The organism is Rossellomorea sp. GAMAL-10_SWC, from assembly GCF_049568075.1.
Lineage (GTDB): Bacteria > Bacillota > Bacilli > Bacillales > Bacillaceae_G > Gottfriedia.
The window spans coordinates 3,709,742-3,736,401 of record NZ_CP144911.1 but is presented as its reverse complement, the minus strand read 5'-3'; the positions used below and the strand labels follow the sequence as shown (position 1 = coordinate 3,736,401).

The window sequence follows — 26,660 nt, the reverse complement described above, 5'->3', positions numbered from 1 at the left end:
AAGGAACGAACGTAGTCACCTCAGCCTTTTTTCCCTTTTTTTATCAAAACTTTATTCGAAAAATAATAATGATTTGCTAAAAAAATTAGAATGAAAAAATCGGAAAATGAGGTTTTGTATCAAGGGTTTAATATTGCTGAACAGAAAATGTAAATCCAAAATAAATTCCTGCTCCACAAAACAAAACCATGGTCAAAACAACTATCAATGCTAAAAGAATTTAAAGAAAAGTAGGGGCGTCTTCTTTGTAAAACGGCACCGAAAGATTTAAATATATATAGTGACAACACCTATACTTCCGTTTATAAGTAAAATATGTTTTTCACACAGAAAAAAATATCCTCTCCTTATTTATACTTTCCAATGTACTGTATTGATCCTTCTTATCTACCAATCATCACACAATATCTTAATTGTCAATATATTGATTTATAAACCCAAGTCAAAATCTATATAAATAGTGCGATTGATAGATTTGAAATGTTATAGTATTCGAAATTATTAAAAATGTAAAAAAATATAAAAAAATGTAATTAAATGTAAAAAAACAGGCCGTCAACCCCTTACAAAACCCCATTTGTCATCCTAGCCTAACAAATATATAATTCTTTTAAAATCCTATGTTACCCATTCATTTTATATCCAGCTAGAAATTACATAACTCTTATACAGAATCTGTAATTGGTTTAGGAGGTGGCCCTTTCATCTTGTTAGCAATCTCTTAATTTCCCTTTTCACTATCAATCCTGCTTCTAGATATTTCTTATTTGAACATGCAGTTTATGTTGTAATTCTCATCGCTAAACCTATTTTATAAGTTAATGGGTTCAAGTAATTAAGGGAAAGGAGATCGGATGAAGTATTAAAAGAATTACAAGATAAATTAGAAGAATTATTCGAGGGAACTACAAATGAAGTAAGTGCTTCTTAGGATTAAGCTGAACTTACAAAAGGTGTCGAAATGGTAACTGGTTACTTGAATGCCCCGGTAGCAGCAAAGTTAGTTGCCGCTTTAACGGCAAATTCTAATGTAACTGTTGGAAAAAGGAAATTCTCCTCGGTGATGGTGCAGAATCAGGGCGAGACTACTAGTTCTGGAATTTAGAAAAAGATGAATACATTGATATTTCATTTGGTGAAAGCTTGATGAATCAGCAAATAATGATTATCAAGGTGTAACATACTCTGCTATTCTATCTGTTACAGCTAAACAAAAAGACGATGGTGCTGTATACGAGTAATGTAATAATCAAAATAGATGAAGGTAGAAGATAGGACGAATGCATAATGGGTAGATTGGACAGTAGAGTTCGACAAAGAGTGTTATAGTTTACGCGTGTAATGATTGAACAATACGTTCAAACAGTTTCCAATTGTTGAAAAAGTCTTAGCTTACTTCCTACGTTTGATCAGTCTTAAACTAAAAAATAAACAGGACAGCAACTGGGTAGTTTATGACGTCACATGTCAAACTATAGATGGAACCTAGATAATTTACATGATACCAAGAACTGGTGACGCTTCATTATGACGTTGCCGGTTTTTTACCTTTTATTTTTCTATTTTGTAGGAAAAAGCAGTATAGACAAAATCAAGCGATGTGTCAAAATAGAGCGCGACTTTCAATTAATCAATATGATTACTTTAAAATAAAGATGGAGGGGTTTTAGGGATGGCTACTTTATTACAACGACAAGCATCACTAGAGATAGAGGAAAAGAGAAACGAATTATATGATTTTAATAAAAGTTATGGTTTTCTTCATTCTAAAACCATTCAATGTAGTCAAGAGTTAGATCAGTTAATAAATCTTCAGTTAATAAATCAGTTATTCAAAAGATATACCGATATGAAGGAAGAGCGTTATGAATACTTAATAAATTAGACACCGATAAACTGATCTTGAAGTACTTGTTAGCGTCAATTGTACTTATCATTTAGCGATTAAATGTAGTATACTCTTATATACTTCCAATTGTAGACTGCGCACGTGGAGTGCGTGACACAACAAATTTCAAAGGCAGCAGCCCATTGGGCGCTGCCTTTTTTACTTATAATTATGAACGGGAAAATGGGAACGTAGGAATGTGGGGTTGAGTTCTTATACACCTTCTTCCACACAATTTCTTAATTGTCAATATATTGATTAATAAACCCAAGTCAAAATCTATATTAATAGTACGATTGATAGATTTACAATATTGTAATATTCAAAATTATTAAAAATGTAAAAAAGTGTAAAAAAATATAAAAAAATGTAAAAAAATAGAACGTCCCCCTCTTACAAAACCCCATTTGTCATCCTATTCTGACAAATATATAATTCTATTAAAATTCAATGTTACCCATTCATTTCAAATACAGCTAGATAATACATAAATCTGATACAGAATTGGTAATTGGTTTAGAAGGTATCTTGTTAGCAATCTCTTAATTTTCCCTATTCAACTTTGAATCCTGCTTCAAGATATTTCTTAAAATTTGAACATGCAGTGAGTGTTGTAATTCTCATCGCAAACCTATTTTATAAGTTTAATAGGTTCAAGCAATTAAAGGAAAGGAGGAAAAAGGAGTAGTTAGGTAAATTCAATCTAAATATGGAGGTATAAACAGAATGAAAATCACCAAAAAATTGCTTGCATTGTCGACAACTTGCCTACTTACCATAAGCTCATTTGTTGGACCAGTTGGAAATTATGGTAAGGCTTATGCAAGTAAAAATAATATGAATAGCAATAACCTAGAAGCTAAAGAAGTAATAGAGAATAAAATAAGTCCAGAACTTGAAAAAGAATTTGACAACAAGTCTCAAAATAGCTTTCTTGTTAAATTTAAGGATCAGGTAGATACAGTAAAGGTTGCTAATGAAGCAAAGGCTAAGAATAAGCAGCTATCAAATGTAAAAAAAGAGTTAGTAGTTCGTTCATCAATCGTTTCTGAATTGAGAATTAAAGCAGATTCATCACAGAGTAATTTGAAGAAGTATTTAGTAAAAGAAAAAAATAACGGAAATGTAAAGGATATTAAATCATTTTACATCGTAAATGGTATGGCAGTTACAGCAACAGAGGATGTTATGAAAAACATAGCAGCTATGCCTGAGGTTGAAAGTATAAAACCTAATGGAATTACTAAGTTAATCCATCCTGAAAAAACTACTGGAGCTGCTGTTCAAGCGGATGAGAATACAGAATGGGGGCTTAAAAAAATTGGGGCGCCTGATGTTTGGAGCTTGGGAATAGATGGAACAGGGATAGTTGTTGGTAGCATAGATACAGGAGTTCAGTGGGATCACCCTGCGTTAAAGACAAAATATAGAGGATATGACCCAAATAATCCAGACAATCCAAATAATGAATTCAATTGGTTTGATGCAACTGAAACTCACGGTTCAGTACCCTACGATGATCTCGGTCATGGAACCCATACAGTGGGTACTATGGTTGGTTCAGAACCAAATGGAACAAATAAGATAGGTGTTGCGCCAGGAGCAAAGTGGATAGCTGCTAAGGCATTTACAAAAGATGGCGGAAATGATGCTGATTTAATAGCAGCTGGTGAATGGATGCTTGCACCTAAGGATAGAAATGGTGTACCACATCCAGAAATGGCTCCTAATGTTATTAATAACTCATGGGGAGGCGGTCCTGGAGTAGATGATTGGTATAGAACGATTATAAGAAACTGGAGAGCAGCAAATATAGTGCCAGTATTTGCAGCAGGAAATATAACCCCTTCCAATCCTGGTGGGCCAGGATCAGTTGCTAATCCAGGAAATTATCCAGAATCCTTTACAGTAGGAGCAACTGACATAAACAACAATTTAGCCGGCTTCTCATTAAGGGGGCCATCACCATATGGTGGAATAATTAAGCCAAATGTTTCAGCACCTGGAGTTAATATAAGATCCTCAGTTCCAGGAAGTGTATATGAGGGTGGGTGGAATGGAACCTCGATGGCAACTCCACACACATCTGGACTTGTAGCATTACTTCTACAGGCCAATTCATCTTTAAAAGTTGACGATATTGAAAGAATAATAGAGAATACAGCAACTCCTTGTACTAACACTCAATATCCTGAAACCCCTAACAATGGATATGGAAGTGGTGTTATAAATGCATTTAAGGCTGTAACATCAGTTATGCAAGGAATTTCTGAGATTAAAGGCCAAGTATCACAAGAAGCTGAAGATACAGTACCACCAACATTTAAACATCTACCTGTTACAGAGACATATGAAGGATTGAAACAAGATTTAAAAATAGATGTACAGGATAATGTAAGTGTTGAGACAGTTGAGCTTCAGTATAAAAATTCAGCAGATGAGTGGACAACAGTTGTAGCTAAAAGGATTAGTGGGGACTACAAGTCAGGAAGCTATGAAGCTGTAATTCCAGCTGATAGAGTAGTAGGATCAAATCTATCTTACAGATGGAGAATAGTTGATTTTGGAAAGAACGAGGTTACAAGTGATATCTATAAAATTCTTGTTAAGCCTGCACTTACAATAGGATACTTTAATGATTTCGAAACAGAAATGACAGGATGGGAAGGTATTTCCCAAGTGCCGGATCAATTGAAGTGGGGAAAACCAACAACAGGACCTAAGGCAGCAGCCTCGGGAGAAAAGGTTTTAGCTACTAATCTTGAAGGAACGTATTCAGGAAATCAAAGCATGGTATCAAAAATGCCCGCTATTGTCCTGCCGGAAGGGAAAGCGTATTTACAGTTTAAAAATTGGTATGATATAGGAGAAAATGACCATGGATTTGTTGCAGTTAAACCTGACGGCGCTGAGTATTTTGATATAGAAGCAGCATATGTAGGTACTACGGCAGAAGGATATTCAAATGAGGAAATAGATCTAAGCAAATATGCAGGAAAGAAAATAGAAATCGCATTTGCCTTTATATCTGGTGACTCCAATAATCATCAAGGATGGTTTATTGATGATGTGAAATTAACAAACAAATCTGCAGCTACAGGCAGCACATCATCAGCTTTAAGCAACATCCCTAAAGAACTGATGAATAGATTAACAAATTTATTTGCAACATCAGGTGGCAAATCAGCTTTAAGTAACAGCCCAAAAGAACAAATAATAAATTCTGTAGAGACAAATTCTGATACAGCAGGACTTCCATTACTAGCTACAGTATCTATTGTTGAAAATGGTCGTTCAACAAAAACAAATCCGCAAGACGGCTCATATAGTTTTAAGATTAAAGCAGGAGAGTATACATTAAGAGCTGAAACCTATGGATACTATCCACAGGATCAGAAGGTTCAAGTAACAGAAAACCAAGTTCTTGAAAATACAAACTTTACAATGGTTCCATTACCTAAGGGAACATTAAAAGGTAAAATAATTAATGCCCAAACAGGAAAACCTGTGAAAGGCGCTAAAGTTTACGTAATTGAGGATGCAGCAGTATCACCAGTAACAACTGATGCAGAGGGTAATTACTCATTAACTGCATATGAAGGTAAATATACCGTACAGGTTACAGCAGAGAACTATTTTGATGAGAAATTTACTGTAGATATTACGGGTAATGAAAATGTCTCACATGATCTTCAGCTAAAACCATTTATAAACTTCCCAGGAGAGATAGGCTATGATGATGGAACAGGAGAATATTCAGTGGCTCAATGGGAGGCAGGAGGCGGCTATGCGGTAAGAATGTCACTTCCAGAGGGACAGACTTCAGCGATCGTAACTTCTGGATTATTTATGATTGATCCATTTTCAGGTGGAAATACATTTAAGGTGGCAGTTTATGATGCAAGTGGAAAGGATGGCGCTCCTGGAAAAATAATAGCAGGGCCAATTAATGCAACTGCTGTAAGAGAGGCAGGGAAATGGACAGTCGTTGATTTATCAGCACAACAAATAGTTGTAACAGGCGATTTTTATATGGTTTTAATACAGGATAAGTTTGCTCCTGCAAGTCCAGCAATTATGTTGGATAAAAATAATCCAGTAGTAGCACAAAGATCATGGTGGTTTGTAAAAGGTGGGCCATTCACTTTAGCAAATAAAGATTTTGGTAACATGATGATTAGATCAACAGTTAAGCTAGAAGCAAAATCTCCAGTTATCGTCTCATCATTGGACAACTCATATTTTAATAATGAAAACGTAACAATAAAAGGTATGGCAGCTCCAGGAATGGACGTTCATATATTTAGAAATGATGAAGATATAGCAAATGGAAAGACAAATAATGATGGAAGCTTCTCAATTGACACTGTACTTCAAGAGGGAGTTAATACTCTGAAGGCGAAAACGATTACAGAAATCGGATCTACTCCTTATTCGAAGGAAATAAAGGTTATAGTAGACAAGACAGCACCAGCTTTAGACATTACAAGTCCACAAAATAACGCAAATATAAATGATCAAGTTATAACTGTAACAGGAACAGCCAAAGATGATTATTTAGATTATGTTAATGTTAATGGAACAAGGGTAGACATAGATTCAAATGGAAATTGGACAGCAAAGCTTATTTCTAAGGAAGGGAAAAATGGAATAAATGTTGTTGCTAGAGACAAAGCAGGAAATGAAACAGTTAAGAGTCTAACTGTAAATGTAAAATATGCAATAACAGGTATTACTAATTTGAAACCAGATCAAGATTTAAAATTAAAATCTGGTGATGCAGTTAAGGTTGAATTTGATTCAGAGGTAGGATTAAAGAAAGCAGCATTTAGAATTATTTTACCGATAGGTAACGTAAATGGGTCTATGAGTATACAAACAACAACCGGTTCTGCCATTGAAATGCCAATGATAGAGAAACTAGATGTAGCTGGAAAAGGTACAGGTCATTATGTTGGACAATGGATTGTTCCAAAGGACATTGTATTAAACGGCGGACAGATCGAGGTTACAGTTGAGGACAATAATGGAAATAAAATGACCATGTTGACTAAAGGAAGATTGTATATTAATTCAAAAGTAGTAAAACCAGCACCACCAGCAAAACCAGCACCAATAGTAGCAGCAGACAAAAAAGATAATAAAGTAGGAAAAACAATCAACATAACCTTCAAAGACGATGCAAAATGGAGAAGCTCAATAACAAGCATAACAGTAAACGGAAAATCAATAAAAGTAAACTACAAAATAGATAAAGGAAACATAATAATAAACGGAAAAGTATTTACAAAGACTCAATCCTATAAAATCGTAATAAAAGCAAAGGGTTATAAAGATGTACAAGTAACACAGGTTATTATTCCAGAAGTAAAACCGGCACCAAAATTAACAGCAGACAAAAAAGATAATAAAGTAGGAAAAACAATCAACATAACCTTCAAAGACGATGCAAAATGGAGAAGCTCAATAACAAGCATAACAGTAAACGGAAAATCAATAAAAGGAAACTACAAAATAGATAAAGGAAACATAATAATAAACGGAAAAGTATTTACAAAGGCTCAATCCTATAAGATCGTCATAAAAGCAAAGGGTTATAAAGATGTACAAGTAACACAGGTTATTGTTAAAAAATAACTAAACTAAAAGGGTGCCAGCTCCTGAGAAAAGAGAAAAACTCTGACTTTGGTAGCTGGTACCTTTTTGTTCTTGAAAAAAATAGAAATAAAATTAGAATACATTATATCTTTTGGAAGATTGGTTCTCTTCAGTAGTTCGTCCGCGTTTGGATGAAGGCTATTAGAAACCTTTAATAGGCTATACTTATCTTTTAACTAGACGGATTGTTATGGTTTTTTATAAAGTAATAATCTATATTACAGGGATTATACACTAGGAAAGAGTATTACTTTTGTTTACGGGAATCATTTAATCTTTACTTAGGAGGTTAGAGGCATGACAGATTGGATATGGGTTGGAGATGTTATCGCAGACGTGGAACAAGCCACATTCATTTTTACGTTTAAAAATAATAGCGATCAAGCAATGTTTATAGAGTTTCAAACAAGCCAGATTTATGATTATAAGGTGTATAATGCACAAGGAGAACAGGTCTATCATTTTAGTAAAGGGAAATTTTTTTTACAGGTGATTCAACATAAGTCATTAAACAGCGGGGAACAAATCCAATGGAAAAGTACGTGGAATTACAAAACGAATGATGGAGAGAGAGCACCTGCAGGAACATATACAGTTAGTGTCATTTTAGAAATATGGAAAATAAATGACAAACATGTTCATTCGAAGCCAGCTACTTCCTTTACTTTCAATATTCCGCCTGAAAATACAGCCATTCGATAAGTGAAAGTTGAAGGAAGAGAATTTATTTGATTTAAATAAACGCGAATATATCCACACTCTTCAAAAAGTTCTTTCTTATTTTACTAAGATTGATACTTTAACACCTGAATTATTATATTGAATAGTTGAAAGGATTGAAATTAAAGCAGATGTTTAAGCTAGAATCTTTTATAGATTCTCGGTTCCATCTGCTTTTATTTAATGTTGTTATCATTTATTTTAAAAATCAAGCAAATTTATCGTTTCTGCGGTATTTTTCCACGAGATGCACAGCGTATTGATTTGCTTCTTCGACATTGCCTTTTTCCATATGATAGTCAAACAATTTTATCCCATAATATTCAGATAAGCGAACATGTGCCATTTTCTGATAATAAGGAAATGCTTCTTTTTCAAGGTAATGGTAGTAAAGCTCTTTTTCTTTTTGAAGATTATATTTATGCAAATAGAAGAAATGTAAATAGATTGGCTCTGTTATTTCTTCAGAAAGAGCAATACCCTTTTCGACCAATTGGAGCAATTTCTCGGTTGATTTCAATCCTTGTTTCGATAATGCATTTATATATCCTTCCAAAGAGGCTATATGAAGGGCTGTATTAGGATCTTTTATATCCATGGATTGTTTATAGTATTGACTAGCTTTATCATAATTTCCTTGGCGAACTTTTTGGTATGCGAGATTGTGAATCAGCATTGCTCTTTGATGGTCTAATCCTATGTTTTCTGTCATCTCGATTAATCTTTGATATTCGATATCTTTTGGATCGTAAAACTCGTCCCGCTCTACTTGGACCAACATAAGCATTTCTGCTTCAATCATACGCGTAAAACTGCGTACTTCTGTGAAAAAGCTCAGGGACTTTTCGGCAAAATAATAAGCCAATACTCGTGAATTCAGAGAATGATAGGCAAAAGCCAAATGATAATAGTACTCTTTGTTGTTGTAATAGGTTAGATCAATTCCTTGAAAATATGAAATTGCCTTATAATATTCCTTATTTATCAATGCATTAATCCCTTTAATATGAAGAAGCATGTTTTTTTCATATGGTGGAAGATCAGACCATTTGTCAATTTCAGCAATTAGAGATGTAGCTTGTTGCCCCTGTCCTATCAATAAATAATATCTTGTGAGTATGAGCGTATAGGAACGATAAATATCCTGCATATGCAGCAGAGCAATAGCTTCTAATTGCTCCTTTAGATTCTTAGCCTTTGTTTTCAGTTTTAAAATGATCGATTCATGCCATTTTTTTAAAATGGAATCTATGCTATTGTATGTTTTAATTTCTATTTCCATATCAATGCCAAGCCGTTCTGACAGAAAGCTTATTGTTTCTTTAGAAACTTCTGTTAATCCTCGTTCAATTTTGCTTATATGTGTACTTGAACAGATGCCAATTCCTAAATCCTTCTGCATCATGTTCTGACGTTCACGATAGAATTTGATTATTTGTCCCTCTAGCATGGTGACCCCCCCACTTTATCTCGCTGATATGAAATTTTTTTCTTATTTTACTAAAGAAAATCCAAACTTGATATACTTTTAATGAAAAATTTAATTTTTTATTTTTTTATAACTTCAATAGTATAAGTAGGTAAAAAATCCTGTGTGAACTCCAATTGCTAACGTACTCTTTTTACATAGGGAGTAAGATATTAAATACACCTTTAGGCCTCGTTTTTCTTATTTCTTGTAGTAGATTTGCAAAGCTGAATTGAATCTGGACAGATCTTTAATTTAATAAAGTTTTTATTCAAAGCATATATTTGATACTAGTAATAATGGGTTAAAAGTGATCAGTTTTAAAAATAGAGGCCATTGTTGATAAGGAAATACATTGAAAATAATAGAATAGGGGAGATTTATATAATTATTGATTGCCATTTCCATGTGGATGAATCCATGCTGACCTTAGAAAAAATGATAGAGGGGATGGATAAAAATAATATAGCAAAAACTGCTCTAATCCCCCCTATGAGTGAAACAATGTTTGAATCGGATCGTACCACTCAGTATCATATTCAACGATTATTTCGTTTTTTAATACTTAATACACCTCAAATTGGGCACAAAATTTATGATGGTCTAGTGAAAGATGGCTATTTGAAACTTTATGGTAACACATATAAGATTTTTACCGAGCCACAAAATGATATCGTGGCTACTGCAATTGCAAGATTTCCAGATCGTTTTCTAGGTTGGGTAGCAGTGAACCCTATGATTCCTAATTTTATGGAAGAAATAGAATTCTATCTTAAAAACCCTAGTTTTATTGGGGTAAAGGCTCATCCATTCATGCATGGTTATCGTATTAAAGCTCTTGAAAGGGTTGCTGCTTTATGTGAATCAAAAGATGTACCTATGATTATTCATCTTTCTTCTGAGATTGACTCCTATAAATATCTACCTGAAAATTTTCCTAAACTTAAATTAATATATGCTCACGCTGGTCTACCATTTTGGAAAAAACTATGGAAATACGTTAAGGAACAACCAAATGTATATGTTGATACATCAAGTGATTATCTCAATCCGTCAATTGTAAAACAAGCGGTAGAGGCTTTAGGTTACCGTAAAGTTCTTTTTGGCTGTGACGGACCATATGGGATGAAGACATTTAATGAATATGACTATTCGGACAAGAAAAGATGGGTGGAATCCCTTCAAATTCCTGATAATGAAAAAGAATACATACTCGGAAAAAACTTTTTAGGATTAATTGAATAGGAAAAGGAGGCAACTAACCCTTGTGGTTGGTGCCTTTTTTTGTTCTTCTAAAGGATTTACGAGGTCGTAATGGATCCAAACATCACCTTGACTATTGCAAGTTATTCTTGCGAGAAGTGAATAAATAATTAATAGGATTAACAAAGAATTTATATAGCTTTACAAATCTGAAATTGTAGATTAACAGATGGGGATTACTCTATTAAAAGGAGAAAGGGGATTAAGTTTGCTTGCTGGGTCTTTTAACGCAAATGGTGGAACCGATGACCATAATTTCGCAACTACCACTGGTCATCTACTCGCTGAAAACGAGGGCAGTTCAGGTTTCATGCCAATTCAAAAGGTAAATATGCTTGGCATGTTTCTTTGGCGCAGTAAAACGTACATAATAATTTCTTTATAAGGAGGGAATTAGGAGAAAATGAATCGTTTATTACAAGCATCTATTAGAAGAGCTGGCCTTATTATTACACTAACTATCATCATTTTGGTATGGGGAGCAATATCAGCCTTTCAAATGCAGAGGGATTATCTGCCTGAAATTAATAATCCTACACTTACGATTTCAGTAAAAGCACAGAGCCTACAGGCTGATCAGGTTAATGAATATATAACGAAACCTATCCAGGAGGCGGTCAGGGTAGTAGACAATCTTCAAGATGTGGAAACTAATTCCTTTAACGGGGGCTCGTTTATAAGTCTAAATTTTCCTATGAAATATGATATGGAAAAGGCAGAGCAGCAAGTGAATAAAGCGATCGAAGAAATTTCATTGCCAAAAGAATCTGACAAACCCCTTGTGAACCGCCTTAGTACGCATTCGCTTCCTATTATGACAATCAGCCTAAAAAGCAATAATGTCAATATTTCGGAAAACATGCTTAGGACTTCCGTACAAGAAGAAGTGGTAAAAAGACTTAAAACTATTCCTGGAATAAAGGACATTCAAGTGTCAGGTGGTGGAAATGCTGGATACGCCATCTCAATTCGTAAGGACGATTTAATTAAGTCCGGTTTTAGTGTGGACGATATCAATAATTCCCTCAAACAACAACACACAACTGAAACAGAAGGGGACTTATCAGACGGCCAGATGACGGTGCCCATAAAAGTGAACGGCTGGGGGCTGAATAAAACAGATCTGCAGAAGTTGTCTATAAGTCGGGCAGATGGTAAGACCATTTCTCTATCTGAAGTGGCAGATATTTCGAATTCGATTGTTAATCTTCAGACCATATCCAGAACAAAAGGTACACCGAGCGTAGTACTGGATATTTTAAAAACGCCTTCATCAAATATTACCAATTTGTCGAAAAGCATTCACAGCCGAATACAAGATATAACACCGATTAAAAATAATGATGTAGAAGCCTCCATACTTTTTGACCAAGGGCAGCAGGTGAATTATTCTTTACAAGGACTCGTTAAAGAGGGATTATTGGGGTGCTTGTTCTCCATGATCTGCGTATTTCTATTCTTTCGCAATGTACGCTCTACATTATTAATTGCTATTTCCTTGCCAATATGTCTTTTAGCTACTACCGGTATCCTAAAGTTATTAGGAATCTCACTTAACATTCTTACCGTTTCCGGCCTTGTGGTGGCGATGGGAAGGGTTGTGGATGATTCGATTGTGATCTTGGACAATATCAACAGAAAAGTAAAAGAAGGAAAAGAATTAAAAAGCTTTTCATTCATTACACTGGCTGTAAAGGAGATGATTCCGGCGATTGTTTCATCTACGGCCACTACGGTTGCTGTGTATATTCCCATAGCCCTTGTCGGTGGTCTCGTTGGCGCAGCCTTTTCAGGTTTTGCATGGTCTGTTGTTATTGCTCTCATTATTTCCTTAGTCGTTTCAGTTCTTGTAGTTCCTGCTCTATATAATCTTGTCTGGAAAGGAAAGCCAACAGCACACGACGATTTCATGGCTAAACGTTCTTATAAGATTTATGGCTGGGTTTTTCAGAGAAGGAAGCTTCTTAGTACAATAACTGTAAGTTTATTTGTTGTTTTGGGTGTAGCCTCGACCTTGCTTCCTGTAAATTTCCTGACCATGACTAATAATACAGGCCAGCTCGGCATTCAAATTGAATTACCCAAAAATACATCGCTGAGTGAAGTAGACGAAGAAGTGAAGAGAGTTGAGGGACTTTTGCAAAAGAATCCAAACGTTTCTTCATTTTCTTCCGGCCTCGGTTCTTCTTTCACTCCTCAATCAGACGATGTATTTGATGCTGGAGGTGGATGGATCCAGCAGCCGAATATAGCCAATCTGTCCCTAAGTATTGGAAAAAATGCAGATAAAACTAGAATGACCAACCAATTACAAAAGCAGTTGGATTCTCTTAAAAGTTCAGCAATTTACACGGTAACTGACAAGAGTATTTCTGGAGATGACTCTTTATTAAAAATTAATCTAAGTGGTGCGGATAGCCAAACTCTTGAAAATTTATCACGCTCTGTTGGAAATCGCCTAAAGTTGATACCGGGCCTTGCCGTGCAAGGTTTGGCTGATGAAGAAGGAACCGCTTCTCAATATCAATTAACCTTAAACAGAAAGATGATTGAACAAAATGGTCTGAATTTATCAGATATCATAAATAGGTTCAAGTTATACACTGCTGAAGGCACAATAGGCGAGATTTCGCTTAACAATAATACATATCCTATCGTTTTACATCTTAAGAGTGTGGATAATAAGAACGACCTGGCCCTCAATGAAACAGACCCAGCACTGCGATTATTAAATCAAATGGGTAACGAATCGTTTATTAATAAAGAGGGAAGAACTTTTAGATTAAATCAGCTTGTTGTTGCAGCGCCAATCACAGATTCATCTGTGATACAAGAGAAGGATGGTCATCCTTACGCTGTTATTACGGGAAACATTCTTTCTAGAGATGTAGGGAAAGTAACCAAACAAGTTAAAAGTGTACTTAAGGATACTCCGCTTCCCGAAGGAGTCAATTACTCTTTTGCAGGGGCTCCTGAGCAAGTTAAGGAAATGATCTATGAAATGGCCATTGCTTTATCATTTTCCATTTTGATCGTTCTTTCCATTATTAGCTGTGTATTCAGGGGATGGAAGGCACCACTCACAGTATTAATTTGTATACCACTTGCCTTCATTGGATCAGTCGCTGGAATGCTAATCTTCCAGTTAGAATGGAATCTGGCTGCTCTGGTCGGACTGTTAATGTTAACTGGAATTGTGGTTACGAATGGTATTGTATTAGTAGATAAAATAGAGAGAAATAGGTTGGCAGGACACGTTTTAGAAGAAGCAATATTACAAGGTACATTATCTAGAATCAGGCCGATTCTCACAACCGCTTTAACAACAATTTTAACACTAATGCCTTTAGCTTTATCATCTCGAACTGACACCATTATCTCTCAAACTCTCGGTATAGTTGTGATTGGTGGGTTAGTTAGCTCCACATTTATCAGCTTATTTATGATTCCTATTCTGTATAAATGGCTTCATAAGGAATATGACAAGAGTTCCAACGACATTGTTGGTGACCTCAGTCATAAATCTCAAAAAACCGTTTAGGAAGTGTTAAGTATTTATTGTATCTCTTGAATTAGATCCTATTGTTTTTGGCTGTAGACTTTATGCCCATTCTTGTCGTTATATCAAAGAATCGTTTTATAAACGGTTCTTTTTTCTATTGGTGAAATTTTTTTTATAGATATAAATTACATAGAAGCCGTTCAATCAGACCAGTGCAATCATTTCTGGTCCGTAACACTGCAAATTTGCTAGACTCCTGGATTACATTTAGTATTAAATCCTATCTTTCTACTCTTTTTTCGCAATAATTGTTCTACTACATCCCCGATTGAGGGGCGTTCAATATCCTAGTAAGTAATTAATTATGTTATTTACTTGTACTTTTTTTAAATTATGTAAATTTGTTTAGATGAGAAAATGAGCATACCAGGACTACCAATATTGATATATCAACGTTTTAATGTGAAAGATTATTCCAACTACCCTATTTTTTAGGGGGAATTTACTAATTAATACTTAACTCTACTAAATATAACCTTTATATAAATTTACTAAACTGAAGTAGTAGATTAATAGAATAGGAGTATTCTTTAAGAAGATTCAGAAAGGAGTGAAGAATAATGAAGAAGAAAGTAAGTAAGACAAAATTGCTCGCTGGGATTACCTTAAGTACAGTATTGTTAGGATCTGCCGGTGCTTATGCTGCAAATGATAATGCTTTTGGAAACAGGCTCGTTGGCCCTCAGGCAGACGGCTCCGTATTAACACCAGTCAATCAACTCATCACACCAGCAGGAAAACAAATTGAATTTGGGGGCAATCCTATAACGGTTGCTGTACATCCAAATAGTAAGACAGCAGCAACTATCGTTGGACGCAATAATTACGGTGGAAAAGGGATTAACATTGTTGATCTTTCGACTGGAAAATTGACTACTCAAGATTTATCAATAGGCCTCTCTCAAATGTGGGGATTAGCTTATTCAGCAGATGGTAGCTCGCTATATGCAACAGGTTCATCAGGAACAACCGGAAAAGTAGTCGTTATGTCAGTTAGTGAAGATGGAACTCCCTCTGTTAAAAAAAGCATTAATCTGCCCAAAGCATCTGTCGGTGGAAATATTAATCCCCTTGATATAGCGGTTACACAAGAAGGTAAGCTGCTAGTTGCTCTAAACCGTGATAACAGCCTTGGAATTGTTGATCCTCAAACGGGTTCAGTAACTAAAGTATCAGTGGAAAATGCGCCTACAGGTGTATTAGTCAAAGGTAACTTTGCTTATGTAACAAACCAGGGTGGCCGTACTGCAAAAGCAGGGGACACAACGGTAAATTCTTCAGGGACAAATGTGGTTGTGGATCCTAAAACAGGTGCAACGACGACAGGAACAGTATCAGTTATTGACTTAACTACGAATACAGTCACAAAAACGATCGAAGTTGGTGTGCAGCCTGAACGTATGACGCAGTCAGGTCAATACATATTTGTAGCAAATACAAATAGCGACACGGTTTCTGTCATTGATTCTAACACTAATACGGTCGCACAAACGATCGACATCAAACCATACCCTAATGCTGCTAAAGGCTCAGCACCTAACGCTGTGAAAGTAGTAGATAATAAGTTAATGGTAAGTCTTGGGCGGGATAATGCGATTGCAGTATACGATTGGCAAGGACCTAAAAAGACTGCTGAACTGCAAGGACTCTTGCCGACAGCCTGGTTTCCAGTAGATATTGCTGTTGATTCTGAAAATAAGAAGTTAATCGTTGCTAATGCGGATGGTATTGGTTCACGTGGACCTTCACGTGATTTAACGATTCAAGGAATTAAGGTTACCGGGAAATCATCATATGCTCAAATTGGTTCTCTTTCATTAATCCCATTCCCATCTGCCGAGGACCTTGCAAAAGGCACCAAACAGGTATTTGCCGACAACAACTGGTTTGGTTTAAAGAATCTGAACGCAAAACCTCGTCAAAATAAAAAACCAGTTGCTATGCCTGAGCGTGTTGGTGAGCCTTCAACCATCAAACATGTATTCTATATTATTAAAGAAAACCGCACTTATGATCAGGTTCTAGGAGATTTAGGTAAAGGAAATGGAGAACCAGCTTTAACTCAGTTCCCAAAAGTAGTAACTCCAAACATTCACAAACTTGCGAGTACATTCCCGCTCCTTGATAACGTATATACTTCAGGTATTCAATCAGCAAGCGGACACCAATGGGTAATGCAAGGAACTAATACGGACTATGAGGATAAAGAAACAGATTCAGCCAATGTTAGAAGTTATCCTGGAGGGGCCGGGGATCCTATGGCGTACGCACCTACAGGACACTTATGGGATCAAGCAGCAAAAAATAACGTATCTGTAGAAAACTTCGGTGAAGATACAACTGGTTTCACTGGATCAGCACCTTTTGGTACCTGGACGGACTGGTACAAAGATTATCAGATTCTTTCCGGACAGAAAGAGGGCGATCTTCATGTACCAATAGGAAACTATTCGGCAACATATGATATTCCATCTCTCGGACCGATTACTTATAAACCTTTCCCAACCTTTGATACGAATATTCCAGATCAATATCGATTTGAAATATTTAAGCAAAGGTTTGAAGAACACGTCAAAAATAACGATTTACCAGCTTTAAACACGTTGTGGGTAATGGATGACCATACTGCAGGTAATGCAACAGGTTCTCCTACACCACAAGCTATGGTTGCAGATAATGATCTTGCTATTGGTAAAATCGTTGACCTTATTTCACATAGTCCTTATTGGAAGGACTCAGTCATCTTCATTACTCAAGATGATTCACAGAATGGCTTAGACCATGTCGATGGTCACCGTCAGCCTGCGCATGTAATCAGTCCTTGGGTGAAAAAAGGTATTACGGACAGCCACTATTGGACTGTCATAAATATGGTAAGAAGTATCGAGCAAATTCTTGGTCTCCCTGCTATGAACCAAAATGATGCAGCTGCAGAACCGATGAGCGAACTCTTTACAGACAAGCCTGACTTTACACCGTATAACTTCGAGCCTAATCAGATACCGCTTGATACTTTAAATGGACAGCCGAACGCCAATACGGCTGCACTTGCTAATACAGAACAAGTTACACTAGACTCAAAAGAACTTTCAAAAAAATGGACGGAATGGTCTAACAAGAACAAGGATCTATTTACCGGAAAACATGCTTCTCCGGATGAAGTCAACGCCAACATGCTAAATCATTCTGTTTGGTACGCAACAAAAGGCTTTGATCAACCATATCCAGGGGATAAACAGCCGCTGAGCCCTGAAGAAGTGCAGAAGCAACCTGAAAGCAGCGCACCTTCTCCGGCAAATAATTAAAACGTAATCGGAACAATCATCTGAAATAAGGCACAAACAGGGAAAAGGAAAAAGGGACGATCGTAGTCACCTTAAGCCTTTTCCTTATTTTTTTATCAAGTTTTTGTGCCCTTCTTTAACCCACTTATTCTCTCTATTTTACTAATGGGGATTTTCCCTTTATTTTCATAGGAATTAACTCATAAAAAAATAAAAAAACACATATTGACCTTTGTGTAACAACAAGGTTTACACTAAAAATACTTAATCTTCAAAATGATTTGATGATTTAATTTATTGATATGGAGGGAGTTTAAAGAAGAAGTAAGCGCTAGTGAATGGCGCACTAGTAGACGCGTATGATATTCCGTTTATGGGCATTCTTTTCAAGGAAAGATGGGGGAAAAGCTTAACCTATCATATAAAAATCTATTAATCTCAAATAATGTCCTAGGCATCGATTGCGAGGTTATCTCTCTACTGGCAATGTAAAAATAACATATTGGAGGTTTATCAAAATGTTAAAGTTGAAAATGTTTATTAATGGTGAATGGTTGGATTCATTAAGCGGAGAAAAGAGTCATGCTGTGAATCCCGCAAACGGTAAAATCATGGCTGAGTCTCCACGCGGGAGTAGAGAAGAGGCCCAAATGGCAATTAATGCAGCACGAGTAGCTTTTGACTCAGGAATTTGGTCAGAATTACCGGCATCTGAACGTGCTTCTTATTTATTTAAAATAGCAGATAAAATTGAAGAAAAGGCAGAAGAGCTAAGCAAACTTGAAACAGAGAATATGGGAAAACCCCTTAAAGAATCAGAGTTTGATATTGCTGATACCGTTAATTGCTTTCGATATTATGCTGGGCTAGTGACTAAGCCAAATGGTCAAACCTATTCTGTTGCCGATCCTGTCCAAGCCATGGTTATTCGAGAACCTGTCGGTGTATGCGGACTTATCGCCCCATGGAATTTTCCATTGTTGACGGGAGCTTGGAAAATAGCCCCTGCACTAGCTGCGGGAAATACGCTTGTTTTTAAACCAGCTGAAATCACTCCAGTCACTACTTACAAATTATTTGAAATCATGGAAGAAGTGGGGATACCAGCTGGTGTTGTAAACCTAGTTTTGGGAGGTGGTTCAGCAGTAGGAAATGAAATAGCGGAAAGCCAAAAGGTAGATCTGATATCTTTTACAGGTAGTACAGCAACGGGTAGAAGCATTATGAATTCTGCAACAGGAAATATTAAAAACATTTCACTCGAGTTAGGAGGCAAGTCACCAAATATTGTTTTTGCAGACGCTGATTTTGAGACAGCCATCGATTATACTCTGAATGGGATTTATACAAATACCGGCCAAGTATGTAATGCAGGATCCCGTTTGCTGTTAGAAGAGAGTATCCACGATAAGTTCGTTGCGAGATTGGTAGAAAGAGCGAAAAAGATTCAGGTTGGCCCTGGGAATGATTCTTCTACAGAAATGGGTCCGCTTGTAAGTGAAGACCATATGAAGAAGATTCTTGAATATATTCAAATTGGGGTAGACGAAGGAGCAACATTAGCTTGCGGTGGAAAGCGTATTTCTAGCAAAGGGCTTGAAAATGGTTACTTCATTGAGCCAGCAATATTTGTTGATACGAAACCTGACATGAGAATTGTTCAAGAAGAAATTTTTGGACCAGTTCTTGTTGTTCAAAAGTTTAAAGATGAAGAGGAAGCCATCCAACTGGCAAATGATACTTCATACGGTCTTGCTGCAGGGGTTTTTTCACAAGATGGCGCAAAAGCTTTGAGGGTTATTAAAAAAGTAAGAGCCGGAATTACCTATGTTAATGCATATAACCTTGCCTATAATGAAGCACCGTGGGGCGGTTACAAGCAGAGCGGGATTGGACGCGGGTTAGGAACCTTTGGTTTGGATACGTTTACTGAGGTAAAACAAATTAATATAAATTTAGATGTTAAACCAACTGAATGGTTTAGCCATTAAATCGAGGAAAAAAATCAGTTTTAAATTCGAAATATTGAAAAAATAAGGAGGAATTCATTATGTTATGGGATTTTCATTTTAATCTGCCTACTACTATAGAGTTTGGGAATGGAACAGTAAAGAATATTGGGAAAAGAGCTAAAGAATTAGGTGGAAATAAAGCCCTTATTATTACTGATAAAGGTCTTGCACAAACGGGAATCTTGGAGAAAATCACACAATCACTAGATCAAGAAGGTGTCAATTATATTGTTTACGATAAAATAGCTCCAAATCCAAAAGATGTAGATTGCGAGAGTGCTTATCAACAGTTTAAAAACGAGAACATCGATCTTTTAATTGGTCTCGGTGGCGGAAGTTCGATGGATACAGCCAAAGCAATTGGAACACTATTTACACACGGAGGAGAGCTAAGAGAACGTTACGGCGTAAATTTACTAGAACGGGAAATTCCACCATTAATTTGCATTCCGACAACTTCAGGCACCGGTAGTGAAGTTACAAGAGGTTCTGTCATTACCGATACCGTGACAAAACAGAAGGAGGCGATACTAGATTTGAAGATCGCTCCTAAACTAGCGCTTGTCGACCCTGAATTGACGTTAACATTGCCTAAATCAATTACAGCCGCTACAGGAATGGATGCACTCACACATGCAATTGAAGCTTATACTTGTAAAGTTGCACAACCGCTATCAGATGCTTTAGGACTATATGCAATAGAATTAATAGCAAAATATCTTCCATTAGTAGTAGAAAATGGTCACGATTTAGAAGCTAGGAAAAATATGCTTTTGGGCAGTTTAGTTGCAGGAATTGCCTTTGATAACACGGATCTTGGGGCGGTACATGCGATGGCCGAACCACTTGGAGGACTCTATGACACTCCACATGGTGTAGCGAATTCTATTTTTCTTCCACATGTATTTGAATTTAATATTCCTTCCAATCCAGAAAAGCACGCTATGGTAGCAATTAAACTTGGGGCAAATCCAGAAGGAAAAACAGTGGAAGAAACTGCGTACGAGGGTGTTGCGCTGTTAAAAGGACTGGCAAATAAAATCGGTATTCCTAGCTTCCAAGATTTAGGGAATGTAAATCCCGAAGACTTCCCTTTCCTAGCGGAAGGAGCCTATAAACATTTGTGTACTCAGGCCAATTCAAGAGATTTGACAGAGGAAGATTATCTGAACTTATTTCAAAAAACTTATGAGGTAAAAAACACCACTTTTATTAAAAATTAATGTGTAAAATGGATCGAAGTAAAATGTAAAATCCTCAGTTAAGAAATGATCATCCGTCAGAAAATATTGCATAACCAAGAGGGATAAAAATTTGGAAGGAGGTAGCATGAATGTCTAATCGGAATGAAAAGCAGGTATTAAATTTACCTTTTACAGGCATTTGTACTTTTGGAAAATATCCAATATGTGTGAACCTGGATGAGCTTGATGCAGATGTGGCGGTCATCGGTGTGCCTAATGACATGGGTACACAATGGAAATCAGGAGCAAGAATGGGCCCTAGAGGAATTCGCGAAGGCTCTACATTATATAGTTTCGGTCTGGATGGTGCTTATGACATTGAAAACGATATTATGTACCTTGGGCCAGAATGGAAAGTCGCCGATTGCGGTGATGTAGACATGGTACATGGGGATATTATGCAATGCCATGAGAATACAGAAGAAGCTATTCGAAAAATCATTTCTAAAGGTGCTATGCCGGTTGTATTAGGCGGTGATCATTCTATTACAGCAGCGGTTGGAAAGGGTCTAGAAGATATAGGTCCGTTTCATGTGATTCAAATTGATGCCCATTTAGACTGGGCAGACCATCGCTCTGGAATGCGGTATGGTCATGGAAATTGCATTCGCCGTTTATCAGAACTGGATTATGTTCAGAGAATATTTCAATTTGGCATTCGCGGGATCAGCAGCAGCAAAAAAGAAGACGTCGAAGCAGCAAGATCTTATGGCAGCGTGATCTTATCGCCACGCCAGATGAGAAAGATGGGACTTAAGGAAGTGCTGGAGCTAATTCCTGCCGGCGAAAAATATTATGTTACGATTGATATTGACGGAATCGATCCGTCCATTGCACCTGGAACAGGTACGCCTTCTCCAGGTGGTCTCCTCTATGACGAGGTTAATGAATTGCTTGAAGGGATTTCCAAAAGAGGAGAGGTTATCGGTTTTGATTTAGTAGAAGTTGCCCCGCAATATGACCCTACTGGCATGACCGGACAAGTAGCGGCCCGCATTTTACTAGACTTACTCAGCTATGTATTAAAGGAAAAAGAGATAAAAGGGAATAAAAAGTACGGAAAAGAGAAGAAAGGAATGCTATTTTAAACGGATTGGTTTCGACACCAAAGGGTAAGGTTACCTACCTAAAGGGGACAAAGTTCTAGCTAAAAGGACAGAGAAGGGGAAAAGCTACCCCTGCCTGTCCTTTTTTCATGCAAAAAAGGAAGTTCTGTTCAGCATCACTCAGGAGCACAAGCAAACTTTGCTTGGTTTTACGCGCTTCTTCAGCCTTAATAAAGAAATTGGAATGAAACTTTCACATGGTGGGAATCGAACAAACGGATGTTGTTCTGTCAGCGTCTCAGGAAAATGGTTTGAAATGGTGCCTTATTATGTATGAGGAAGACATCATAAACGAACGCCATAAATTTATCGGTGTTACCAGGGATTCAAGGTGGACCGTGAATCGTTACTTTCTCATAACTCAGCCGCATTATCATCGAAATAGCGTATAAAATTGCGCTGTAATTTACTTTATTCTGGAATGCCCGAAACCCGAACGCTCTATTTCATAATAAGTAACCACAAATTCTACTGTGTACTCAAGTTTTTCATTTTAGCCTGCTTTTGAGCCCTTTGACTCTTTGTTTTAATGAGGAAAATAAAAGAAACTCCACAAATTTTGAGGAGTCCTTTAGATACTAGATTCCTTAAACACAAGTGGGAAATCCAGTTTTTTATTTTATACATATCCTTTTCCTACTACATAGTATTATGAATGGACTGGAATATTTTTCTCTTTGCTTTCCATTAACATAATTTCATCATTCACATCGTCAAAATGGAGCTTTCGAAGACGCTGACGGAAGAATTTTGTCAAGAAAGTCAGGTATACAAACCCAATTGCCATCCAGCCGATCCCTAAAATTAACGCATTTATATTCAAATAGGACCATAGCCATAAGATGAATCCTGCCCCAATTAAAGGAAAAATTAAGTACTGAATAGTCCCTTTAGGAGAGCGCTTACAATTTTTAATATAATAGTGAGCAATTACAGAAAGATTGACAAAAGTAAATGCAATAAGAGCTCCGAAATTTATAAACGTGATCGCTGTATCCAAGCTTAGGACAGTCCCTAACATGGAAATTAAACTAACAATAAGAATATTAGCAGTTGGTGTTCTAAATCGTGGATGTATATATCCAAATGTCTTTTTAGGTAAAACAGAATCTCGTCCCATTACATATAGCACTCTAGATACGCTTGTAACAGAGGAAACACCTGAAGTAAAATTACCAATTATCATAACCGTTATGAATAAAGAGCTAAATAAATTGCCACCAACCATTTTTACGAGCTCTAGCGCCGCAGAATCAGTGTTTTTGAAGGCATATCCCGGAAAGACAATCTGAGCCAGATAGGAGGAACCAATATAGATTAAACCCATAATCACCATCATGACAAAAATTGCTTTAGGGATCGTTTTTTCAGGATTAATGGTTTCCTCAGACAATGTTGTAACAGAATCAAATCCTAGAAAGCTGAAACAGAGAATGGAAGCTCCAGAAAGGAGAACAGAAGTTGAAACATTTGTTTTAAAGAAAGGTTCAACTGCTAAAAGTGTACCTGTACCCATTCCGTTTAAGACGCTTTTTATCGTTAAGAATGCAAAGACAATAATAAAAAGGATTTGGGCGATCACAAAAATCTTGCTTGTATTTGCTGAAACGTTTATACCAATATAACTAATGATCGTAATGCCGATATTTAGGATTACAATCCAAAGCCAAAATGGAACTTGTGGAAATTGCGATGTTAAAAATACAGCGGACATAAGACAGGTAATCATCGGTGTCAGTAAATAATCTAATAAAATGGTCCAGCCAATCATAAAGCCGGTTTCGGAATTCATCGACCTCTGAGTATAAGTATAAGCTGAGCCTGAAACCGGGTGAGCCTTTGCCATCTTTCCATAGCTTAATGCAGTAAAAACAATCGCCATAAATGCAATTGCATACGCACCCGCCAGCACTCCCTTCGAACTATTCGCTGCAATTCCATAAGTGTTAAAGAATACCATCGGATTATTCCATGCTAAACCTAAAAAAACAACGTGAAACAATGTAAGTGATCTTCTAAGCGTTATTTTTTCAGTCAAGTTCCATATCTCCTTTACGAATTTAATAGGGGCTTTTAGCTTTAAACATTGTTTCTTTTCAATCTTACAGAGATCAATAAGGTTATACTTGGGGTTCTCTACTAAACAAAAAATCTTCTATTTTATCACCACCCTTATCTATTCATTCAGATTACTCTGAATATTGTGTATAATCATAGTAAAGCTTTGTGTTACACAAAAGTCAATAGAATTTGTTTTAGCATTTTTCTTCTATTCTAACTCTCGGAAACGGTGGTGTTTTTATGAAAGAAAGGTTAACGATAAGTGAGATAGCCAAATTAAGAGGAATGACGACAGAGGCTTTGCGTCATTATGACCGAATTGATTTATTTAAACCTAAATTTGTTGATCCCGAAACAGGATACCGATACTACTCCATTTTTCAGTACGAGATCCTTGGAACCATCAAAGAGCTTCGTCAAATTGGGATGAGCACAGGTGAAATTAAACAGTATTTCAATCAACGAAATTTTAAGAAATCAAGTGAGATTCTTAAAGCCAAACATGCTGAACTTGTTTCGAAACTAAAGGAATTAACCGAGATAGAAGTAAACATCAAAGAAAAAATAGCCTATTTAGACACTATTTCAAGAAAAGAAGCATTTCAAGAGATTATCTTTCGCGAAATAAAAAGTAGAAAGTTAATTACTTTAAATGAAAAAATTAATAGTAATTTGGAACTTTGTTACAGTATTATCCGATTGGAAACCATGCTAACAGAGAAGGCACCCATTCTCGCGAGTAATCGTTTGGGCATTATCATCGAAGAAGATGACCTAAAGGATAAACGGTTTGAAGAGCCCTCAGTGATATTTGTTGTAGCGAAAAAGGATGAAAAAATACAAAAAAAGTATCTGAAAATGATTCCTGAAGGGTTATTTGCATGCATCCGCTATAATGGGGAATTATTAAGGAATCGCAGTAAAAGCTTAAATAAATTATTTACATACCTTCATGAAACAGGCTATCGTATTATTGGTGACGCATTGCAGATTATGGTGGTGGATATTACCGTAACGGATAATCCTAATGAAGTGATGTTTGAAATTCAAGTCCCAGTTAAAAAAATTTGAAATTTCTCTGGCTATACACATTTGGGCCATATATTAGAATAGATTAATGTGAGTAAAGGTCCCATATAAAGGGACCTTATTGATTTAAAACCACACCCTCAGTTTGGAAATACTAAGGCTCAAATCTGGGATTAGTATTGAAAAAGTCTTTTTTTATATTGAAAGAGTTAGATATTTATAAATGCGTATTTCATGTTTCTAGTAGTTGGTTTACAAAGCAATATTGAATCTGCACTGAAGTCTATAATTTAATAAAGTTTTTATTCAAAGCATATATTTGATACAAGTAAAAATAGGTAAAAAGTGAATAATTTTAAAGTTGATAAAGCAATACATTGAAAATAATAGAGTAGAAGTGGGGAGATTTATATAATTATTGATTGCCATTTCCATGTGGATGAATCCATGCTGACCTTAGAAAAAATGATAGAGGGGATGGATAAAAATAATATAGCAAAGACTGCTCTAATTCCCCCTATGAGTGAAACAATGTTTGAATCGGATCGTACCATTCAGTATAATATCCAACGATTATTCCGTTTTCTAATACTTAATACACCTCAAATTGGCCACAAAATTTATAACGGTCTAGTGAAAGATGGCTATTTGAAACTTTATGGTGACACATATAAGATTTTTACCGAGCCGAAAAACGATATTGTGGCTACTGCAATTGCAAGATTTCCAGACCGTTTTCTAGGTTGGGTAGCAGTGAATCCTATGATTCCTAATGTTATGGAAGAAATAGAATTCTATCTTAAAAGCCCTAGTTTTATTGGGGTAAAAGCTCATCCATTCATGCATGGTTATCGTATTAAAGCTCTTGAAAGGGTTGCTGCTTTATGTGAATCAAAAGGTGTACCGATGATTATTCATCTTTCTTCTGAGATTGACTCCTATAAATATCTACCTGAAAATTTTCCTAAACTTAAATTAATTTATGCTCACGCTGGTCTACCATTTTGGAGAAATCTATGGAAATACGTTAAGGAACAACCAAATGTATATGTTGATACATCAAGTGACTATCTCAATCCGTCAATTGTAAAACAAGCGGTAGAGGCTTTAGGTTACCGTAAAGTTCTTTTTGGTTGCGACGGACCATATGGAATGAAGACATTTAATCAATATGACTATTCGGACAAAAAAAGATGGGTGGAATCCCTTCTAATTCCTGATAACGACAAGGAATACATACTCGGAAAAAACTTTTTAGGATTAATTGAATAGGAATATATATTTCACAAACGTATTTTGTACAAGATTATTTTTTACAATAACTAAAATGAAAAATTGGCTCAGTTATCTGAGTCAATTTTTTTT

The 26,660-nt window shown here is 36.2% G+C and carries 14 protein-coding genes; 12 read left to right on the top strand and 2 right to left on the bottom strand.

What is annotated here, in order from left to right; genetic code table 11:
• Positions 1-1,672: 1,672 nt before the first annotated feature.
• From V5E38_RS18340 to V5E38_RS18330, 3 genes are all read left to right on the top strand, one after another.
• On the top strand, positions 1,673-1,885 hold the full coding sequence (locus tag V5E38_RS18340; RefSeq protein ID WP_499211034.1) for an aspartyl-phosphate phosphatase Spo0E family protein: 213 nt from the start codon (positions 1,673-1,675) through the stop codon (positions 1,883-1,885).
• A gap of 729 nt (positions 1,886-2,614) precedes the next feature.
• Positions 2,615-7,525: a S8 family serine peptidase gene (locus tag V5E38_RS18335; protein WP_499211033.1), complete on the top strand. Its 4,911-nt coding sequence runs from the start codon at positions 2,615-2,617 to the stop codon at positions 7,523-7,525.
• A 318-nt stretch (positions 7,526-7,843) separates the two neighbouring features.
• Complete coding sequence (locus V5E38_RS18330) at positions 7,844-8,248, top strand: BsuPI-related putative proteinase inhibitor (RefSeq protein ID WP_499211032.1); 405 nt, start codon at positions 7,844-7,846, stop codon at positions 8,246-8,248.
• Between the two features lie 226 nt (positions 8,249-8,474).
• Here V5E38_RS18330 and V5E38_RS18325 read toward each other — a convergent pair whose 3' ends face one another.
• On the bottom strand, positions 8,475-9,716 hold the full coding sequence (locus V5E38_RS18325) for a helix-turn-helix domain-containing protein (RefSeq protein ID WP_499211031.1): 1,242 nt from the start codon (positions 9,714-9,716) through the stop codon (positions 8,475-8,477).
• Between the two features lie 468 nt (positions 9,717-10,184).
• On the opposite strand from V5E38_RS18325, the gene V5E38_RS18320 reads away from it, so the two are divergent.
• From V5E38_RS18320 to speB, 7 genes are all read left to right on the top strand, one after another.
• On the top strand, positions 10,185-10,979 hold the full coding sequence (locus tag V5E38_RS18320; RefSeq protein ID WP_499211030.1) for an amidohydrolase family protein: 795 nt from the start codon (positions 10,185-10,187) through the stop codon (positions 10,977-10,979).
• A gap of 187 nt (positions 10,980-11,166) precedes the next feature.
• The gene (locus tag V5E38_RS18315) at positions 11,167-11,382 is read left to right on the top strand and encodes a hypothetical protein (RefSeq protein ID WP_499211029.1); all 216 of its coding nucleotides are present in this window, start codon (positions 11,167-11,169) and stop codon (positions 11,380-11,382) included.
• Positions 11,383-11,400: 18 nt separating this feature from the next.
• Positions 11,401-14,538, top strand: a complete 3,138-nt coding sequence (locus V5E38_RS18310; protein WP_499211028.1) for an efflux RND transporter permease subunit — start codon at positions 11,401-11,403, stop codon at positions 14,536-14,538.
• Positions 14,539-15,119: 581 nt separating this feature from the next.
• Complete coding sequence (locus V5E38_RS18305; RefSeq protein WP_499211027.1) at positions 15,120-17,864, top strand: bifunctional YncE family protein/alkaline phosphatase family protein; 2,745 nt, start codon at positions 15,120-15,122, stop codon at positions 17,862-17,864.
• A gap of 497 nt (positions 17,865-18,361) precedes the next feature.
• A complete protein-coding gene (locus V5E38_RS18300; RefSeq protein WP_499213601.1) occupies positions 18,362-19,834 on the top strand; it encodes an aldehyde dehydrogenase family protein in 1,473 nt (490 codons plus the stop codon).
• Positions 19,835-19,893: 59 nt separating this feature from the next.
• Positions 19,894-21,078: an iron-containing alcohol dehydrogenase gene (locus V5E38_RS18295; protein ID WP_499211026.1), complete on the top strand. Its 1,185-nt coding sequence runs from the start codon at positions 19,894-19,896 to the stop codon at positions 21,076-21,078.
• A 110-nt stretch (positions 21,079-21,188) separates the two neighbouring features.
• Entirely contained in the window at positions 21,189-22,187 is a 999-nt protein-coding gene (gene speB / locus V5E38_RS18290) for an agmatinase (protein ID WP_499211025.1), read from the top strand.
• Between the two features lie 667 nt (positions 22,188-22,854).
• Here speB and V5E38_RS18285 read toward each other — a convergent pair.
• Entirely contained in the window at positions 22,855-24,243 is a 1,389-nt protein-coding gene (locus V5E38_RS18285) for an APC family permease (protein WP_499211024.1), read from the bottom strand.
• Between the two features lie 263 nt (positions 24,244-24,506).
• Between V5E38_RS18285 and V5E38_RS18280 the strand changes: the two genes are divergently transcribed.
• Together V5E38_RS18280 and V5E38_RS18275 are read left to right on the top strand one after the other, a co-directional pair.
• Entirely contained in the window at positions 24,507-25,337 is an 831-nt protein-coding gene (locus tag V5E38_RS18280; protein ID WP_097973400.1) for a MerR family transcriptional regulator, read from the top strand.
• A 435-nt stretch (positions 25,338-25,772) separates the two neighbouring features.
• The gene (locus V5E38_RS18275; protein WP_499211023.1) at positions 25,773-26,567 is read left to right on the top strand and encodes an amidohydrolase family protein; all 795 of its coding nucleotides are present in this window, start codon (positions 25,773-25,775) and stop codon (positions 26,565-26,567) included.
• Positions 26,568-26,660 lie beyond the last annotated feature (93 nt).

Excerpts from the sequence above, each read along its gene's own strand:
- V5E38_RS18340 (WP_499211034.1), top strand. The coding sequence starts at position 1,673 with ATGGCTACTTTATTACAACGACAAGCATCACTAGAGATAGAGGAAAAG.
- V5E38_RS18335 (WP_499211033.1), top strand. The coding sequence starts at position 2,615 with ATGAAAATCACCAAAAAATTGCTTGCATTGTCGACAACTTGCCTACTT.
- V5E38_RS18330 (WP_499211032.1), top strand. The coding sequence starts at position 7,844 with ATGACAGATTGGATATGGGTTGGAGATGTTATCGCAGACGTGGAACAA.
- V5E38_RS18325 (WP_499211031.1), bottom strand. The coding sequence starts at position 9,716 with ATGCTAGAGGGACAAATAATCAAATTCTATCGTGAACGTCAGAACATG.
- V5E38_RS18320 (WP_499211030.1), top strand. The coding sequence starts at position 10,185 with ATGGATAAAAATAATATAGCAAAAACTGCTCTAATCCCCCCTATGAGT.
- V5E38_RS18315 (WP_499211029.1), top strand. The coding sequence starts at position 11,167 with ATGGGGATTACTCTATTAAAAGGAGAAAGGGGATTAAGTTTGCTTGCT.
- V5E38_RS18310 (WP_499211028.1), top strand. The coding sequence starts at position 11,401 with ATGAATCGTTTATTACAAGCATCTATTAGAAGAGCTGGCCTTATTATT.
- V5E38_RS18305 (WP_499211027.1), top strand. The coding sequence starts at position 15,120 with ATGAAGAAGAAAGTAAGTAAGACAAAATTGCTCGCTGGGATTACCTTA.
- V5E38_RS18300 (WP_499213601.1), top strand. The coding sequence starts at position 18,362 with ATGTTAAAGTTGAAAATGTTTATTAATGGTGAATGGTTGGATTCATTA.
- V5E38_RS18295 (WP_499211026.1), top strand. The coding sequence starts at position 19,894 with ATGTTATGGGATTTTCATTTTAATCTGCCTACTACTATAGAGTTTGGG.
- speB (WP_499211025.1), top strand. The coding sequence starts at position 21,189 with ATGTCTAATCGGAATGAAAAGCAGGTATTAAATTTACCTTTTACAGGC.
- V5E38_RS18280 (WP_097973400.1), top strand. The coding sequence starts at position 24,507 with ATGAAAGAAAGGTTAACGATAAGTGAGATAGCCAAATTAAGAGGAATG.
- V5E38_RS18275 (WP_499211023.1), top strand. The coding sequence starts at position 25,773 with ATGGATAAAAATAATATAGCAAAGACTGCTCTAATTCCCCCTATGAGT.